Source organism: Pelagicoccus albus, assembly GCF_014230145.1.
GTDB classification, from domain to species: Bacteria; Verrucomicrobiota; Verrucomicrobiia; order Opitutales; family Opitutaceae; genus Pelagicoccus; species Pelagicoccus albus.
The window spans coordinates 285,576-303,557 of sequence record NZ_JACHVC010000012.1; the positions used below are offsets into that span (position 1 = coordinate 285,576).

The window sequence follows — 17,982 nt, forward strand, 5'->3', positions numbered from 1 at the left end:
AGCTTGTTGCCATCGCGCAGCGCGCCCTTCAACCTTCTTACCGTGCAATCCGTAGACCTGACAGCCGCGAAAAAAGATGCGTTTCGTAGCCTGCTCGATGACCCTAGCCCTCTCGTCCAAAAGGCTTTGATCACCGAACTGTCGCGCCTCGGACCGGAGGCTTGCGATTTTTTGGAAGATCTGGGCAACGGCGAAAACCGCCTGCTCGCCGCCCATGCGAAACGAGTCTTAAAACAGATCATAAACGCCAACCCTGCCGCCGAATTCAGAAAGTTCATTCGATCTCAGAATTACGAGTTGGAGACAGGGATGATAATGCTCAGCCGAGTCGCCTACCCAGACCTGCAAGCCGGCGACATTTGCTCACAAATCGAAGCCATAGCCCAACGTTGCAAGGAGCTAATCGCAAAACCGATTTCGCCAAGGGAGCGTTGCGTCGTGATAAATCGCGTCCTTTTCCACGAACTAGGATTCAGGGGAAACGTGGAAGACTACGAAAACCCGGAGAACAGTTTTCTGAATCGTGTTTTAGCAACCAAACGCGGCCTACCTATTTCCCTATCCATCCTCTACCTCCTAGTGGCTCAGCGACTGGGAGCTGACCTAGATCCAATCGCCTACCCCGGACACTTTCTAGTAGGCTCATTCGAAGAGGATCTTCCTTTTTACATAGACCCTTTTAAACGAGGGCGCTTTATCGCTCCCGGTCAACTTCTCGACTACTCTTCTGGTTACCTTTCTTCTGCTCAGATTGGAAATCTAGCCCCAGCCCCGATTCGCGAAGTGCTAACCCGCTGCTGCCGAAACCTGGCGAATCACTATTCGACCAAGGGTGACGAGAACATGTCCCGCCTCTTCACTAGCTTCGTGCAAGAATTCCAAGACGCCCATACCAAGCAGCCAAGAGCCTAGGCTTAAAAAAGAGCTCGCCAGAGGTGCTTGATAATTAACGATATCCGAGATGCCCGACACCTCAGCCGATATCACTTACACCTTGGAAAATTTGACTGATTGGTCCCGATCAGGCCCGTCTCTCGCAGTGATTGGCAATCCAGTCCGCCACTCCATCAGTCCTCAGATGCACAACGCTGCGATCGCTAAGCTGGCGGAGAAGGATGAGCGTTTTAGCAATTGGAAATACTTTCGTTTTGAAATACCCGCGGAGCTCCTAATCGAGAGCCTTCCTATTTTTCGGGAGAAAGGCTTTCTTGGGCTAAACCTAACCGTTCCCCACAAGGAAATAGCAGTTCCTGCGACAGCGGAAATAGATCCCCTGGCAAAAACAATTGGCGCCGTGAATACCCTTCAAAAGACGGAAAACGGTTGGAAAGGGTTCAATACGGATGGCTACGGACTGGCCCAAGGCATAAAAATCTCCCTATCCAAAGAGATCGCCCATTCAGATTTCGTTCTCTTGGGAGCCGGAGGCGCGGCCAGGGCTGCTGCCATACAGGCCATACACTACGGATGCGCTACGCTAACCATCGTAAACAGGAATCAGGAGCGGCTAGGAAAACTAGTCAACGAACTGAGGCCGCTCGCTGAAAAGTCTGGAGTCGAACTCAGGTCCCTTTCACCCCAATCGATCGACGAGCTCCACTCAGACTGCCTTCTCGTTAACGCCACCTCGCTGGGCCTCAAGCCAGACGATCCTACGCCGATACCCGAGAGCAAGATACCAGAAAACGCGTACTGCTTCGATATGATCTATAATCCGCCTACTACCAAATTGATGGAGATTGTTCGCCTCAAAGGGGGGACCACCGCAAATGGGCTAGGCATGCTCGTTCATCAAGGAGCAAAGGCGCTCAGCATTTGGACCGGACAGGATGCCCCTTCCGAGATTATGCAGGAGGCTGCTGAAGCCGCCCTCGCGAAACACTAACCAACTCCGAATGCAGACGATCGAATTCCTAGAAAGCGAAATACCGTGGTTCCTAAGCTCGTTCGCCTTCGTCTTCGGAGCCATTGTTGGTAGTTTTCTGAACGTATGCATCTACCGAATACCGGCAAACAGATCGATCGTCACGCCGGGTTCTACCTGCGCCTGCGGGCAAGCCATTAAGTGGTTCGACAACATCCCCATCCTTAGCTGGTTTATCCTCGGCGGGAAAGCCCGTTGCTGCAAATCGAAGTATAGCTTTAGGTACCCAGCCATCGAGGCACTCACTGGTTTTCTTTTTCTATTCGCCTGGCTCGAACACAGTCCCCTCAAGGCACTTTGCATCTTGGTACTTATTTCCATGCTGGTGTGCGCTAGCTTTATTGACCTAGACCATATGGAAATCCCGGATCGCTTTTCCATTGGGCTAGCAATCACGGGCTTTGCAATTTCCGTATTAGTCCCGGAACTACATAATTTCGACAGATCCGAATTCGCTCAGGCCGCGATAAATTCTGCATTTCAGTCTATGCTGGGAATCTTGATTGGCTCCGGAACGATCCTATGGATAGCTCTACTAGCAGAGACGGTGCTGCAAAAAGAAGCGATGGGATTCGGCGATGTTAAGCTGATGGGCGGCATCGGCGCTTTCCTAGGTTGGCAGGGAGCCATCTTCTCCATTTTTGGAGGTGCGCTACTCGGATGCATCGGTCTTCTGCTCTGGCTTCCTTTCAAAAAGAAGTCTCCAGTTGTTCCGGAAAATGAGAATTCGGATACAGAAGAACAGGCCGAGGAGGAAAACCACATTCCTTTCGGTCCAATGCTGGCAGGAGGAGCGCTCTTGTTTTCGCTTTTTTTGGAAACCGAGGTGCGACAATACTTCGCTCAATTCGAACAGCTTTTCCAATAGAACTTGAACGTATCCGGAATGTAGGCACAAAAAAACCTGCAACTCGAGAGCTGCAGGCAATTTTGAAAGTTTATCAGGTCTTTTAGAGAACTTCTTTCAAACCAGCGCCAGCCTTGAACTTCACGTTCTTGCTAGCCTTGATCTTGAGAGGCTCCTTGGTCAGCGGGTTGATGCCCGTACGAGCGGAACGCTTGCCGACCGAGAAAGTACCAAAACCTACGAGCTGAATAGCTACCGCATCCTTGGAGTCCTTGTCGCGAAGCTTAACTTCCTTGGCTGCCTTCTTAACAGCAGTCTTTACCGAAGCCAAAACAGCGCTAAGTGCCTTCTCGGCTTCTGCCTTGGATGAGTCGCCTAGGTTCTTTTGGATTTCGGCAATAAGTTCAGATTTATTCATATGCGGAGTAATTAATAACGATGTTAGGGTAAGTCTGAGAAACAGATTCGAGAGATTACTGAATCGCTCAGAGAGGGACGGTCAAAACAAAACGTGCACACAAAGGCAAATTTAAGCCGCAAAACCCCCTAATTACCAAGATCTTCAGGAGATTCCCCCGCTCGCCCAGAGCGCACAAGCTCCAGAAGCTTTGTCAATGCCTCTAGTCGATCGATGCCCCTTTCAACCGCGATCTGCTCCGATCGCTTAAGAAGTTGCCCAGCCATCACCTCGGCCTGCTTCGCATCGGCACCCATCTTTTCGAGCAACGCCGCCACCTGCTCACGTTCCGTCATAAGTCCGCTTCCTCACTTCCTCTTAGGAGCTGGAAGCTCGCTCCGGCTCCATTCAGCATATCGCCATCGAAACCTAGATTGACAATCGCCAGCCCCAAATCTCCAGAAATCGAACGCACTTGGCCCTGTTTCTTCCCAGCCCCGTCAATCAGGTCGATCGGCAAAACAAGCGCTTCCGCTCCCTCCTCAAACTCAATCCGCAAAAGAGCCAGCGTTTTGCGAACTCGCCCCATCGCATTGAGACGAGCCATAACTTCTTGGCCAAGATAGCAGCCCTTTTTAAAAGAAACTGCCTCTCTCTCCAGTCCCAATTCTTGCGGCAAGTCAGAGCTCCCAAAACCACGCCCGATCTCAGGACATTTGGAACGCACCGCTAAGGCTTTCAGCTCGGCATCCTCCACCCTTTCCCATTCGAGAGAATCGACAAACGCTGCCGCTGCCGCGGAGGAATCCTCATCGAGAGCGAGCATCTCGAAGTTGCGGCCTTCTCCGCGCCTTCCTGCAAAAACGATCAATCCCTGAGATTCCACAAATTTGCCATCAGCCGGCAGGGGCAATCCGTCCGGTAGCTCAAAAGAGTCTTCCAGCCCGAGCAAGCAATAGGCCGAGACACTGGAGGTCCGTCTCCTGAGCTCCGCGTCCTCCATAATCAAATAGCTATCAAGGCGCTCGTAAACCAGTGCCTCCGGGCAATAGTAGCTTACTAGCAAATACTCTTCTTCTTTTCTACGGAGGACAAAGCTGTCGGCTACGATCTTTCCCTTTCGATCCAGCCAGAGGCCATAGGACATTTCGCCAGTCTCCAGAGAGGACAGATCGTTGGAAAATTGACCTTGCAGAAATTCGCCGGCATCCGGTCCGGAAACTTCGATTACACAAGCGGGAGTATAGGGGCTGTAAGGCATTTAATGAATCAGTTGGGCTTATTCCCGAGGAGCTAAACTAGTTGTTTTATTTATGGTTGACACTTGTAAGAATTAAAACATCAAGGCCCTCAGATCAACAATCACTTTCTCGCTTAGCGAGAATTTGGGGTAACTAAGAAAACGAATGGCGGATCGCTTAGGGGTAGGCGATCCGCCTGATTTTTGCCCACTCTTCGAGAATTTCCGTAGGAATAGAGGGAATTCGCATTTGAAATTTCCGTTGGGCTCACCCAATAACGCACGCCGTGAAAAACACCTCCGACATAAACGTCACTCAAACCGTGGCTCTCCCTACCCCATCTCAACTCATTTCGGAGTATGACAAATCGGAAGAGCAAGCGGAATTCATTTCCAAGTCTCGAGAGGAAATCCATGAAATCATCTTCGGCGGAGACAAACGCCTCCTCGTGGTAATCGGCCCTTGCTCAATCCACGATACCGCCGCCGGACTGGAGTATGCAAAACGCCTCGCCGCCCTGAGCGAAAAGGTTAAGGACCGCATCTATTTGGTGATGCGCGTCTACTTCGAAAAGCCTCGCACTTCTCTTGGATGGAAGGGGCTTATCATGGACCCCGACCTGGATGGCAGCGAAAACATCCGCAAGGGCCTTCGCGTCGCCCGCCAGTTCCTGCGCCAGATAATCGACCTTGGCCTCCCGACCGCCACCGAGCTGCTGGACCCGATCACACCTCAATACATTGCGGACCTAGTATCTTGGGCCGCTATCGGAGCGAGAACCACCGAATCGCAAACCCACCGCCAAATGGCCTCAGGCCTCTCCATGCCACTTGGATTCAAAAATGGGATGGACGGTACGGTCGGAGTCGCGGTCAACGCCATCAAGGCGGCCAGCGGTTCACAGACATTCCTCGGCATCAATACCGACGGTCAAGCTTCCGCAGTCACCACTCGCGGCAATCCTAACTGCCACGTCGTACTGCGTGGCGGAAGCGCTGGGCCCAACTACGAGGAGCAATACGTCGAGAAGACAGAAGCCGACCTCAAGAAAGCAGGCCTCATTCCTGCCATCATGGTCGATTGCAGCCATGGCAACAGCAACAAGGACCACGAACGCCAACCCGTCGTCTTTGAAGATGTCGTCAGCCAAATCGAACGAGGGAACGATTCTCTGATCGGCGTAATGATCGAGAGTAACCTGGGTCCAGGAAACCAAAAGTTCCCTGCCCCTAAGGAGTCACTCGCTTACGGCGTATCGATCACCGACGCCTGCATCGACTGGGCTACCACAGAGGCAAGCATCCTCTCCGCTTACGAGAAACTTGGAGCACGCTTCGCAACGACCTCTAATGCATAACTTACACTTTTGTAAGTTTTTCTAATCACCCTGAAAAGGTAGTGCTAATTATTAGCACTGCTTGTTTATTTGATTCGCTTTCATAACATCTCCAACTAGTTTGGAGGAGCTATGAAAAACCCAGTACACGTGGCCGTTACCGGCGCCGCCGGACAAATTGGATACTCCCTCCTGGTACGCATCGCGTCAGGACAATTACTCGGGCCAGACCAGCCAGTGGTCCTGCGTCTCATCGAGATCGAGCCTGCCATGGGCGCCCTCGAAGGCGTTGTGATGGAACTGCAAGACTGCGCGTTCCCACTCCTCAAAGGCATCGTCCCGACCTGTGATCTCGCCGAAGGTTTCAACAATGCGAGCTGGGCCATGCTCGTCGGTTCCGTACCTCGCAAAGCGGGTATGGAGCGTAAGGACCTTCTCGGAATCAACGGAAAGATCTTCACTTCCCAAGGCAAAGCGATCCAAGAGAACGCCGCCTCGGATATCCGCACTCTCGTAGTCGGAAACCCTTGTAACACGAACTGCTTGATCGCCATGAACAACGCTCCAGACATCCCTAAGGATCGCTGGTTCGCCATGACCAAGCTCGACGAAAACCGTGCCAAGACTCAGCTCGCCATCAAGGCAGGAGTAGACACTACCGAGGTTAAGAATCTCGCCATCTGGGGCAACCACTCCTCTACCATGTACCCGAACTACTTTGACGCCACCATCGGCGGAAAAGCGGCTACCGACGTCATCACTGACGAAGCCTGGTACAAGGACGACTTCATCCCAACCGTCCAACAGCGCGGGGCGGCCATCATCAAGGCTCGCGGCCTTTCTTCCGCCGCATCGGCAGCGAACGCCGCGATCGATACCGTAGCCAACATCGTCCGCAAGACTCCTTCTGACGACGTGTTCAGCGTAGCGATCTGCTCCCAAGGCGAATACGGCATCGAGCCAGGCCTCATGTATTCCTACCCAATGAAGAGCGACGGCGAAAAGCTCTCCGTGGTAGAAGGCATTGAACTCAACGCGTTCAGTAAGGAGAAGGTCGTCGCAACTGAGAACGAGCTTAAAGAAGAGAAAGCAATGGTCGCCGACCTGCTTCCTTAAGACTCGCCCCAACGAAGTTTTACGAATGCCTGTCGCAGCTGCGGCAGGCATTTTTTTTGTCAAATCCAAGGAACGTACTTAGAAACGGACCATCACATTACGAATCGAGTCCCCCAAAAACACGCCGACAACACCCAGCCCTAAGACAACATGTTACGCACCCTCACAGCACTTTGCCTACTTGCCACCCCCATGATAAAAGCCCAGACAGTGGAACTCTTTCAACCAAAAGACGTGCGGCTTCTCGAAAGCCCATTCCTAGAATCGGTGAAAATCGACGTCGACTACGTTCTGGCTCACGATCCCGATCGCCTGCTCGCACCTTTTCTTATTTCCGCGGGCCTAGAACCCAAAGCGGAGAAATACGGAAACTGGGAAAGCTCAGGCTTAGACGGACATTCCGCAGGACACTTTTTATCTGCCCTCTCCACACTGTCGATTGCCAGCAACAATCCCGAAATCCCCAAGCGATTGGACTACATGCTCGATGAGCTGGCTCGATGCCAGGAAGCCATCGGCACCGGCTACGTAGGAGGAGTCCCGAATTCAAAAGGATTCATCGCCAAGCTTGAGGCTGGAGAAATCGAAGTGGACCGCTTCGCCCTCAACGGAGCTTGGGTACCTTGGTACAATCTCCACAAAACCTACGCCGGTCTCAAAGATGCTTGGCTCGTCGCCGGAAGCGAGAAGGCGAAGGACATTCTCATCTCCCTAGCGGACTGGACCGTCGAGGCCACCTCCAAGCTTACCGATGAGCAGATGCAAAAAATGCTCTACGCGGAGCATGGTGGCATGAACGAGATCTTCGCCGACCTGTATCAGAAGCTTGGCGACGAACGTTACCTAAAGTTGGCCTACCGCTTCAGCGACAAGGAGATCCTAGATCCGCTTCTGGAAGGCGAGGACAAGCTCACCGGTTTTCACGCCAATACCCAAATCCCAAAGGTCATCGGGTTTCAACGCATAGCCCTCGCCGCTCACGACGAAACCATGCACCAAGCCTCCCAGTTCTTTTGGGACACCGTCGTAAACCACCGCTCCGTCAGCATCGGAGGAAACTCTGTGCGAGAGCACTTTCATCCTGCTGACGATTTCACATCCATGATGGAGTCACGCGAAGGGCCGGAAACGTGCAACACGCATAACATGCTACGCCTCACGACCCTTCTCTTCGAAGAGGAACCGTCCTCTACGCTAACCGATTACTACGAGCGCGCCCTCTACAACCACATCCTATCCGCTCAGCATCCAGAAACCGGAGGTCTGGTTTACTTCACACCGATGCGTCCAGATCACTATCGTGTCTACTCTGTACCCGAAAACGCTTTCTGGTGCTGCGTGGGCTCTGGTATCGAAAACCCAGGAAGGTATTCGGAATTCATATACGCTCACGACGATCAGGATCTGTTCGTAAACCTTTTCATCCCGAGTTCACTCACTTGGGAGAAACAGGGCTTGCGGCTGGAACAAACGAATAGCTTCCCCGAAACGCCGTCCACCCAACTAAGCATCAAACAAGCGCCTGCTCAAAAGCTTAGCATCAAGATTCGTCGCCCATCATGGACGACAGAAGAATTCTCCATCAAACTGAACGGAAAACCTACCAAGGTCAAAATCGACAAAGACGGCTACGCCGCCATCACCCGTAAGTGGAAGGCGGGCGACACCCTAAACGTCGAGCTTCCCATGAAACTACAGGCGGAGCAACTCCCCGATGGATCGGAATTCTACTCCTTCCGCTATGGTCCTCTCGTCTTGGCTGCGAACGATGGCAGTGACGATACTCCAGGCCTCTTTGCCGGATCTGGCCGCATGGAACACATCGCTCCAGGCCCCTACCGTCCCCTAGACCGAGAGCCAATGCTGGTCGGCGATTCCATCGATCCGGAAAATCGGCTAAAGCCAGTGGACGGACAACCGCTCCACTTCGAATTGACTGGAAACGTTAAGCCTGCCCCAGAAGAACCGATCATCCTAGAGCCCTTCAACGGCCTACACGAAACGCGCTACACAGCCTACTGGCGCCTGGTGGGGGAAGACGAATACGCTGCCTTGCAAAAAGAAGTCGCAGCCTCGGAGGCGATCCGACTCGCCCTGGCCGAACGTACCATCGACAGCATCGCCCCCGGAGAACAACAATCCGAGGTCGAACACGACTACGTTGGGGAAGAGACCCGCACCGGAGCTCTTTTGGGCAAACGCTACCGCGAAACATCCCAATGGTTTGAATACACGCTCAAAGTCAACAGCGACCAGCCACTCGAATTGGCTGCTACCTTCTTTGGCGGTGAATGGAGTAAAGCTGCGACTTTCCTAATTGACGGCCAGGAAATCGGCCAAGTCGAGATTCGCAACCAAGCCCCCGATACCTTCATCGAGGAAAGCTACGCCATCCCTGCAGAACTAACCGCCGGTAAGGAAACCCTCAAGGTCCGCATCAAAACGAGCGACAATAGAGCAACTCCGATGGTATTCGGAATCTCCCTACGCAAACAATAGCTAAGCTTACTCGCCGCCCTGCTCTACTTGCTGGGTGGCTTGCTGTTTCATAATCACCTCGATAGGTGCTCCACCCCGAAGATTTAGATCTCTTTGCGGGAATGGGATCTCGATCTGATGCTCCTTGAAGGAATCCCAAAGCTTCACGTAGATCGCGCTACGCAGATTATTCAATCCATTGGCGGGATCGCGTATCCAAACTCTTAGCTCAAAATCGACTGAACTGTCGCCAAATCCAAGGAGCCAGCAAACGGGTTCCTTGTCAGGTAAAACGCGATTGGTGGACTTGCCTGCCTCAATCGCGAGTTCCATGACTTTGTGGATATCCGAATGATAAGAAACCCCAAAAGGAACCCTTACCCGCACCATGTCGTCACTGAAGGACCAATTGGTCACCTTCTCCGTGATTAGGGTTTCATTCGGAATCAAGTGCTCCATGCCGTCTCGAGTAATCACCGAAACGTAGCGGGCGCTGAGCTTGTTGATCCAACCGTAAGTGTTGTCGACCTCGATCACATCGCCCGGCTTAATCGAACGATCGCTTAGCAAGATTACTCCGCTGATAAGGTTCGAAACCACCTTCTGAAAACCGAAACCAAGACCGAGACCGACTGCACCACCAAGAAACGCGAGTGCCGAAAGGTCGATGCCCATGGAGCTGATTCCAAACAGGACAGCCCCCACGATCACCAATGCCTTCAAAACTTTAATCACCAGCATCTGAAGGGCCGGCGTCAAAGACGGAGTCTTCTTCACCCTCCCCTCGCCAAAGCGCATAAACCAGCTCGCAAGCGGTATCAGGATAAGCAGTACAAAAATTCCCTTGAGGATGGTGAGGGCAGTGACGCGAGTCGATTCGCTATCTGCGATAGGCAATAGAAGGATTCGGTCCAGGCCTTCGCTGATCCCCTCCCAAATGCCTAGCAAATTCATCACGAGTACTAGCGAAATCGCCCAAATCATTACTCGGAAATACGGACGATCTCTAAACTTCGCCGGCACTGCCCGGTAGAGCAAAAGCAAGGTAGAGATGCTCGCCACGGCACGAATCAGGATGTAATTCTTGGCAACTACAGTAGCCGCCTCCTCAACACTCTGAGTCACCGCCAAAGCCTCATTGCGCGCGTCGAACCACAAGGAAACCGCCCACAAAAGACCGGCAGTTAGGAAGCGTAACAAGTTCGCGCTTACCCACCCAACGGCTCCTTCCACCCAGTCGTCACGCTTAGAGATAGTCGAGGTAAGTCGCTTGAAAAGCGGCCGCATGACAATGAGGAGCAACCATGAGAGAGCCAGCACTCCCACCACCACTCCCGCTTGCAACAACAGGTCTTCTCCGATGAGGGCTTCCCGAGTCGAAACCCAATAAGGCTCTACAAACTCAAATGAACGCTGAAGCCACACAGGCATCCCTTCCGTAGAAGCCAACAGAACAGAAAAAAGACACATGGAGGAAGAAGAAGAGAAAGCGATCATCGAGGCAAACCATATAGATCGGCGAACTTTCCAAAACGGGCGCTACCACCTCTTGCCAAGCGAGGCAGAGCCAATCACCATGCATTATGCTCCGAATTGCCCCCCTCCTGTTTCTGATCCTCACCTCAGCCGCGTTAGCCGGAAACTACCCGCATCGCGACGATTTCCTGTGGGTTACCACTCCCGACAAATCAGACTGGATCTACACTCTCGGTGAAGACGCGACTGTCTCCATTTCACTGTTTCGCTACGGCATCCCCCAAGACGGAGTCGAAATCCGATACGAAATCGGACCTGAGCAATTCCCTGCGGAATTGAACGGGAAACTAAAACTGGACAACGGGCACGCGACCTTACCCGTGGGCACCATGGCAGAACCCGGTTTTCTGGATATCCGGCTGCAAGCCTCCTACCAGAGTCAAACAACCAAACACCACATCAAGCTCGCCTTCGCCCCGGAGCAGCTCAGCACGCGAACTCCGCTACCAGACGACTTCGACAGCTTTTGGACAAAAGCGATAGCCGAAGCCTCGATGTGCCCGATGACAGTCGAACGCCAACATGTACCCGAATTTTCATCGGACCAACTGGATTGCTACCTCGTCAAAATCCAAGCGTATCGAAAGGGCAATTACGTCTACGGTTATCTCACCATCCCCAAGGGGAGCGGCCCCTTCCCTATCGTTTTCTCTCCCCCTGGTGCTGGCATCAAACCGATGACTCCCGAAAAACATTTGTTCTACGCCGAAAGCGGATTCATCCGCTTCGACATGGAAATTCACGGACTTCGTCCCGATCTCGACCATGAAACCTATCGCGATATCAACGCCTCCTTTGGATCTAGAGAAAATGGATACCTCATAAACGGACTCGACGATCGGGACCGCTATTACCTCAAAAAGGTCTACCTCTCCTGCCTGCGTGCCCTAGACTATCTAACCACGCTGCCAGAATGGGACGGTAAAAACCTGATAGCCCAAGGAGGAAGCCAAGGCGGAGCCCTCGCCCTCGTAACCGCAGGATTGGACAAACGTGTAACTGCATGCGCCGCAAATCACCCCGCCCTCGCGGAAATGGCCGGGCACCTGACCGGCCAGGCTGGAGGCTATCCCCACCTCTTCACAAAATTCGAAGGCATGGACACGCCGGATCGCCTCGCCACCATACCCTACTTCGACGTGGTAAACTTCGCCCGCCGCATCGAAGCTCCCACCTTCATGACCTGGGGTTACAACGACGACACTTGCCCGCCCACCACAAGCTACATCGTCTACAACACCCTCCATTGCGAAAAAGAATCGCTCGTCACGCCCCTAAACGAGCATTGGGTTTCCACCGAAACCCGGCACGCTATCCTTCGCTGGATTGGAGAACAGGTGAAATAGTCCCCCACGGAACCGAACGTACGTTCTCCCTGTCTATTCGCTTGATCTGGCGAAAAGTCCTGTCATTTTCCGCCTTCCTGTTCTTTGACTTCAAGTCAACACGCCGCGATAGCGGCACCAGCAGAATAGAATCTGCCAATCAATTTCCTAGCCCGACCTCGTCCGAAATACGAGCGTCAGGCTTAAAGGGGGTGTTCCGGATTCGACCTCAAGTTGGAGCGTCTGGCTGCATGTAGAGGATGATAGTTGGCCTCTTAAATCGTCTATCAAAAACACAAATGGCACACACGAAGAAATGCCTCTAGCTGCTTAAATATAGCGCTACGTTCCCCCACCGATACTCGCTAGGCGGTGTGGAGCGACGACCAGCGAGCATAGCCGAGAACGGGCGCCTCTTGCGCCTCGGCCGTACTTCACCAAGAGGCTGGCCCCGAAAGTAGCGCGGTTTCGTCGCGACTGAGGGGCGAGATTAAAAACGAAAACAAACATGTAGACGCCTTATGTGAAGGCTCGAGGGACGCGGGTTCGACTCCCGCCACCTCCACCATTTGACCATCCGAGACAAGGCTAGACAGAAGTCGTCTAACCCACTCGTAATCAAAGGTTTTAAAATCAGTTTTCGGCCTGTCCGTTGAGACAGGCTGAGACTCAATTTGCCCCCCTGAGACTACTTCGAGTGTACCAATCTGTGTACCTCTAGGCTTTCCCAACGCAGGAAGCGACTCAACCGCCTTGCGAAGTGGCAAGTGCTTTTCATCAGTGTATAGCTTCGTCGTCATGTCGATCGACGAGTGCCGCATCAAACGCATTGCGATTGCTGGAGGAACGTCATGCAAAGCCATGAAAGTTGCCCACGAATACCGCAGAGAGTGAAAATCTGCGTAATAGCCGTCTTCGTCCACATAAGGGAATCCAGCTTTCTCCAAATCCTTCTTCAGTGTTCTAGCTCTGGGCACTCCGTCAAAGAAAACCTTTTCGTCCTTCTTGGCATCCGTTGGCTTGTGCTTCTTCAATGCCTCGAACAACTCAGGAACAAGCGGAAGCGTCTCACGCCTTTTGTTTTTCGAGTTACTTTCGACCACCGTAACGGATCCAGATGATCCCGAAAGATCGACATCTCTCCACAGCAGGTCGTTCAACTCTCCCCACCTCAGCCCAGTTCGAGAGGCCGTGAAGTAAACAATTCGACGATAGTCCGGAACCGAATCGAGAAGGCGAACAAGCTCATCTTCACGCAACGCACGACGCTTCCGCTTCGACTCCGCCCGTACGTCTATTTTGGATACATCCTTTAACGGATTACTCTCAATGCGTCCCAATTTGCGGCACCATTCGAGAAATGTGATCACTTCAGCACGGTAGTGATTGAGCGTTGATGCACTTATGCTGCTTGAATTCCTCCACGAGATAAAGCCATCTGCACTCACGTCCGCAAAACGTTGCCACCCATTTTCAGCAAACAACTGATTCAATCGCTTTTTGACCTGCTTGTTGTCCTTACCGTTTCGCTTAAGCCCCTTGCCCCGTTTTTCACGGTCCAATACGTAATCAGCTACGTGATCCGAAAGGGTCTTCTTGGCAGCGTCCCTCAAACGCTTAGGAGGCAACATTCCAGCGAACTCTCGTTCCTTTTCTTTTCGAAACTCGGAAGCGAGAGCATTCGCAACCTGCTTGTCCGTAACCCCGAGCGAGATCGCCTTGCACGTTGGCATCCCCTCAAACTGATATCGCAGGTACCAGACTCCCGACTTCCTGCTCTTCGTACCAGAACGAGGAGCCCTTTTGAAGAGCGAGAACTTCACGAGACCCCCTCCAAAGCCAACTTCAATACGTCCGAATGACGAAAACGGACCGCCCCCCTGATTTTCACCTTTGCCAGAACCCGAGCACTGACGATTCGATCCAAAGTTCGCGTTGAAATCCCTAGGATTTCAGAAGCCTGCCGCTTATTCAGAAGCTTCGGTTGTGTTCGATTGACTCCAAAGGAGTCGGATTCATTACTCATTTCATAGACCTTTCTAGGTTTGTTGAGAGCCCCCTTGTTAGCCGCCAAGCACCGAGGGGGTTCTTTTATTTTTGTTCACGGTTTACATCTTCAATTTCTGGAATGTTCATCTTCCGGAAAATGTTAAATTGCTTTGGATCGATTTTCGAAGTGGGCACATCGCTGACTATTCTTCGAAAATGATTTCCCAATCGCACGAATGAGGCTGCTGTAAAACCCTCGTCTGCTAGTGGTTCCACAATATACGCAATCAAACCAGATCGTGATCGGAAACCTAAAGCCTTTGCCACTTTATCGACTACTTCAGACTCTTTCCTAGTGAGGCACACCCCCACTACAACGTCTCGAGGTTCTCTATTCTCTGCTTCAGCTGTCTTTGGTCCACGCTTGCCCATAAACGACAGAGAACTCCTTAAGGTATTTTCGTCAAGTAATTCCTTAAGGTATTTTATTCGAATAGAAACCGCTCACCACCCAACAAACCTACAAAATGGCTAAAAGTACCCAATCCATGCCCGGGATCGGCTGGAAGATCATCAACATCCAACTTCATCCCGTTTCTCGATGCTGGTCGGAAATCAATCAAATCGTACATTTGCGGAGAGAAGCAGCTTAGATAGCGTTCTCGGAGCTTCGCACCCTTCTCAGGCTTATCAAACAGCAAAGGATCAAAAACGTAAACTCGATTCAAATCCCGATTCGGACCCAATGCAGCCTTCAAGTAGTATTTCATATATATATCAGTATCAGGCAAACTATAACCTACGATATATATATTTTTCGCTCGCCTTAAAGCTTCCAAAGAACGCCTCCACATTTCCTCCGACTGTTCATTGTGCTGCTTGCTAAAAACCGGAGGCAACAAATAAGGCTCAGCGGAAACTTGTAACATGTCATCTACACCACCACCTTCGGATCTATTAAAGTTCAATGATCCGTGCAACTTATAATACTCAATCTTCAAAAGCTGCTTCTCCCAATCCCCCTGCCCTCCTTTCTCGAGGATAACTCCATCATTTCGATGCCTATTCCTATCGGTCCAATAAGCCTCTACCGTTTTGTAGCGGCATTCAGAATTACTACCGTAAAAATAGTCTACCTCCACTCCAGAGAACTTGTTTTTGCCGAAGAATTCTGCGGCCCGAATTCCTTTATAGGGACCTACTACACTACCGATAAGAGAACGCTCCAAAACCAAATCGTAATTAAAACTAATAATAACCGGAGGCACTCCACCAGTTCGGTTAACCCACCCTATATAATATTTCCAAAAGCTGTCATACATCGTCACAGCACGATCAACCTCTTCGTTTAGAAATCCAGAATGTTCAACCCGACACGACAACTCTATAGTATCACATATTGCTCGTATAAAGATCTCCAACTTATCTGACCCTGCCTTTTCCTCTACTAACATATTGAAGCTGAGTAAAGATAAGATGTGCTCAATATTTCTATCATTGAACGAAACACGACCATGATAACCATCTAGCTCCGAGCGGACATCGATGGCGGCTTTCAAGTTACTCATAATTCCATCTGAGATCTGTCCTTTCTCAGAAACGCCCGTGGCGGCGTAACGCCACATTTTTTCGACAAACCCAGAAAGAAGTGGAATCCCTGCTCCGACAGAAACCCCAGCACCAAATATAAAAACATTATCACTCATCCTAAATCCGTCCAATCAATCACAGTGCCTCCACCCGTCAAATAGTAAGGGCTAACTAATAAATTTGAATCACGTTCCCGCACAACTAAGAATTCTCTGACTCGGAATCTTCTACAAACATGCAAATCGTATTTCTCAGCACTCAAGTCCGGACAACCATCGAAAGGGTACAACTTCCTCAAAACCTCCTCCTTCTTTTCATCCGGAATCTCATACACTTCGATACCAACGGTATTGCTCGCCTTTAAAGGAAAAGGAAGCTTCGCCTCCGACCAATTCATTTTGTTTTTCATAGCTTTTATCTTTTCTGATTCTCATTTCGTGTAACCGAGCAAAGACGAACTTCCTCATCTGCTCTTCAGAAAATTCTGGGATATTCGTCTTGGTTTGCCCCAATTCCTGCCCCAATTCCATCGGGATCCTCATAGTCCTTGCCCCATCGTAATCATCGAATGGAAGGTAACTGATCACGTCCTTAATCCTATAGGCCCAACTAGGTCCCCAGAGTTTCGAAAACTCCGAATAATCCTTTAATCCAAAGTGCGTAGCCACTTCTCCGATACAACCTCTCCAACGTCTGCCGTCTGGTGAAACCCAAGACAGTCTTGAAGACGCTGCACGAATAGCCTTCCCGCCCTTCGCAACAAGCCTTCGACGCTCAACACGTGTCCTCTTCTCCTTCGCATTGATCCGGTTCGTGACGAAACCCTTATCCAGATACTTAGCAAGGTACTTACCGCATCCTTCCGCATTGCTTTTGATTGGCTCCATTTGACACCTACCAATCATTTTTGAACGTTCGGACATCTTTACGATACCCTGCCAATAGACGCGAATCGGATGATCTTTCGCACAACATTTCGCAAGATGAGCGTAAGCCTTACCTCGATTCTTCCCAAACAGCTCTTTAGAGGCTGACCAATGATCCCAATCGAATGCCGCTCGGATATTATCTCTACATTCAACCAGCATATGCAAATGCCATGATCCGTCCTTGTGCTGCTCCGCAACTCGGTACCACTTGCCGAATAGGCGGCAAAAGACATCAGACGAAACGAAGGAATGAAAAAGCTTTGTCGCTTTTTTGTACGCGTACACCTTCTCCTTGAATGTAACCGTCATGAAGCCAATTCGATCCGCACCGCAGTCTTCAATATGAGCTTCAAGATTTAGCCGAAGGGCAAATATCGCCTTCTTGTGGTAAGGGGTAAGTTCTAAGGTATTTCGTCGAACAAATTGGCTTAATCCTGCTTCTGTTCCCAGCCCTTCGTACCACCCGTCTTTTTTGGTTTCACTGCAATTACCACTATTTAGACAAGGAAGGCGGGAGCCACCTTCGCGAGCGGCCTTACGGCCGCTTCGCGAAGCTGCTTCCCGCCGATCGCAGACGCTCACAGGTACACCCCCTGCCCAAACGAAAGATTCTCGAAACAAGTTTCGCCCGCTCCGTGACTCCTCCCTTGTTGGCCGCAAATAGGCCTTTGCTCGAAGAAGCAAATGTGTTTGGAAGCGAGACACCCAGACCGACGCAAAAAGACGCTCAAGCGTCCCTGAGGCTGCCCAGCGGCCCAGTCCTTTCCTTCTTCGACCGGCCAATTATGCTGACGGCCAAAAAGGGAGCTTCCCTCCGCGGACCACAGCAAGCTGCTCGAAACTTCTTCCGAGTATCTTTCCAGCGATGCCCCTACCATCCCGCCTCGCCTCCCTGAGCTTCGACGATGAGGTGTATCGCTACCTTTACGCTGGTTTGCAGCTTCGGCCACAAAAGGACCAAATCGAGGAGCGATTTCTCGTCCGCTGGATTAAGTTGTGCGCCTATCTGTGCGCACCCCCCTTCCGCTACAAACCTAAGTAAATGTCTGTTAAGAACTTCCGCATGAACGGCGTCGGGTTCGACTCCCGCCACCTCCACCAAAAATGGCCCCGTTCAGGGGCCTTTTTTGTATCCGGTTCTAATCGTCGCCCCTTCAGGTCGAGGCTCCAATTTTACAACACAGCCATAACAACTATTTGAGAGCTCGGCTACCGAGGTTCCTCAAGCCTAGAAAACTCTGAGTTTGCCTTTTCGTAACATAAATCCAATTTCA

Annotated in this window: 15 protein-coding genes, 1 other RNA gene and 1 pseudogene; 9 read left to right on the top strand and 8 right to left on the bottom strand. The window is 51.4% G+C overall.

Features of this window, described 5'->3' with window-relative positions; all coding sequences use genetic code 11:
* Positions 1 to 42 precede the first annotated feature (42 nt).
* Genes H5P27_RS10975 through H5P27_RS10985 form a run of 3 tightly spaced genes read left to right on the top strand, consistent with a single transcriptional unit; the run spans position 43 to position 2,792 of the window.
* A complete protein-coding gene (locus tag H5P27_RS10975) occupies positions 43 to 912 on the top strand; it encodes a transglutaminase family protein (RefSeq protein ID WP_185660435.1) in 870 nt (289 codons plus the stop codon).
* 49 nt (positions 913 to 961) lie between these two features.
* The gene (gene aroE / locus H5P27_RS10980) at positions 962 to 1,885 is read left to right on the top strand and encodes a shikimate dehydrogenase (protein WP_185660436.1); all 924 of its coding nucleotides are present in this window, start codon (positions 962 to 964) and stop codon (positions 1,883 to 1,885) included.
* A 10-nt stretch (positions 1,886 to 1,895) separates the two neighbouring features.
* Entirely contained in the window at positions 1,896 to 2,792 is an 897-nt protein-coding gene (locus H5P27_RS10985; protein ID WP_185660437.1) for a prepilin peptidase, read from the top strand.
* Positions 2,793 to 2,874: 82 nt separating this feature from the next.
* Here the strand turns inward: H5P27_RS10985 and H5P27_RS10990 are convergent, their stop codons facing one another.
* From H5P27_RS10990 to ygfZ, 3 genes are all read right to left on the bottom strand, one after another.
* Positions 2,875 to 3,189, bottom strand: coding sequence for an HU family DNA-binding protein (locus H5P27_RS10990; protein WP_185660438.1), 315 nt, complete (start codon positions 3,187 to 3,189; stop codon positions 2,875 to 2,877).
* Between the two features lie 128 nt (positions 3,190 to 3,317).
* On the bottom strand, positions 3,318 to 3,524 hold the full coding sequence (locus tag H5P27_RS10995) for a hypothetical protein (protein WP_185660439.1): 207 nt from the start codon (positions 3,522 to 3,524) through the stop codon (positions 3,318 to 3,320).
* On the bottom strand, positions 3,521 to 4,429 hold the full coding sequence (gene ygfZ / locus H5P27_RS11000) for a CAF17-like 4Fe-4S cluster assembly/insertion protein YgfZ (RefSeq protein WP_185660440.1): 909 nt from the start codon (positions 4,427 to 4,429) through the stop codon (positions 3,521 to 3,523). Before ygfZ ends, H5P27_RS10995 begins: the two co-directional genes overlap by 4 nt.
* Before the next feature lie 266 nt (positions 4,430 to 4,695).
* On the opposite strand from ygfZ, the gene H5P27_RS11005 reads away from it, so the two are divergent.
* From H5P27_RS11005 to H5P27_RS11015, 3 genes are all read left to right on the top strand, one after another.
* Entirely contained in the window at positions 4,696 to 5,766 is a 1,071-nt protein-coding gene (locus H5P27_RS11005; RefSeq protein ID WP_185660441.1) for a 3-deoxy-7-phosphoheptulonate synthase, read from the top strand.
* A gap of 111 nt (positions 5,767 to 5,877) precedes the next feature.
* The gene (locus H5P27_RS11010; protein WP_185660442.1) at positions 5,878 to 6,861 is read left to right on the top strand and encodes a malate dehydrogenase; all 984 of its coding nucleotides are present in this window, start codon (positions 5,878 to 5,880) and stop codon (positions 6,859 to 6,861) included.
* A gap of 150 nt (positions 6,862 to 7,011) precedes the next feature.
* Complete coding sequence (locus H5P27_RS11015) at positions 7,012 to 9,360, top strand: glycoside hydrolase family 127 protein (protein WP_185660443.1); 2,349 nt, start codon at positions 7,012 to 7,014, stop codon at positions 9,358 to 9,360.
* A 6-nt stretch (positions 9,361 to 9,366) separates the two neighbouring features.
* On the opposite strand, the gene H5P27_RS11020 is transcribed toward H5P27_RS11015, so the two are convergent.
* Entirely contained in the window at positions 9,367 to 10,809 is a 1,443-nt protein-coding gene (locus tag H5P27_RS11020) for a mechanosensitive ion channel family protein (protein WP_185660444.1), read from the bottom strand.
* A 113-nt stretch (positions 10,810 to 10,922) separates the two neighbouring features.
* On the opposite strand from H5P27_RS11020, the gene H5P27_RS11025 reads away from it, so the two are divergent.
* Both H5P27_RS11025 and ssrA read left to right on the top strand, forming a co-directional pair.
* Positions 10,923 to 12,221 (top strand): acetylxylan esterase, encoded by a 1,299-nt coding sequence (locus H5P27_RS11025; RefSeq protein ID WP_185660445.1) that lies wholly within the window; start codon positions 10,923 to 10,925, stop codon positions 12,219 to 12,221.
* A 187-nt stretch (positions 12,222 to 12,408) separates the two neighbouring features.
* Positions 12,409 to 12,768: a transfer-messenger RNA gene (gene ssrA / locus H5P27_RS11030) on the top strand.
* 217 nt (positions 12,769 to 12,985) lie between these two features.
* On the opposite strand, the pseudogene H5P27_RS20225 reads toward ssrA, so the two are convergent.
* From H5P27_RS20225 to H5P27_RS11050, 4 genes and pseudogenes are all read right to left on the bottom strand, one after another.
* A pseudogene (locus H5P27_RS20225) lies at positions 12,986 to 13,933 on the bottom strand (tyrosine-type recombinase/integrase); the annotation flags it as partial.
* 86 nt (positions 13,934 to 14,019) lie between these two features.
* Entirely contained in the window at positions 14,020 to 14,226 is a 207-nt protein-coding gene (locus H5P27_RS20230; RefSeq protein WP_185660446.1) for a helix-turn-helix domain-containing protein, read from the bottom strand.
* Between the two features lie 448 nt (positions 14,227 to 14,674).
* Entirely contained in the window at positions 14,675 to 15,895 is a 1,221-nt protein-coding gene (locus tag H5P27_RS11045; RefSeq protein WP_185660447.1) for a hypothetical protein, read from the bottom strand.
* 210 nt (positions 15,896 to 16,105) lie between these two features.
* Entirely contained in the window at positions 16,106 to 17,017 is a 912-nt protein-coding gene (locus H5P27_RS11050; RefSeq protein ID WP_185660448.1) for a hypothetical protein, read from the bottom strand.
* Between the two features lie 556 nt (positions 17,018 to 17,573).
* Between H5P27_RS11050 and H5P27_RS11055 the strand changes: the two genes are divergently transcribed.
* Positions 17,574 to 17,750, top strand: a complete 177-nt coding sequence (locus H5P27_RS11055) for a hypothetical protein (RefSeq protein WP_185660449.1) — start codon at positions 17,574 to 17,576, stop codon at positions 17,748 to 17,750.
* The last annotated feature ends 232 nt before the right edge of the window (positions 17,751 to 17,982 follow it).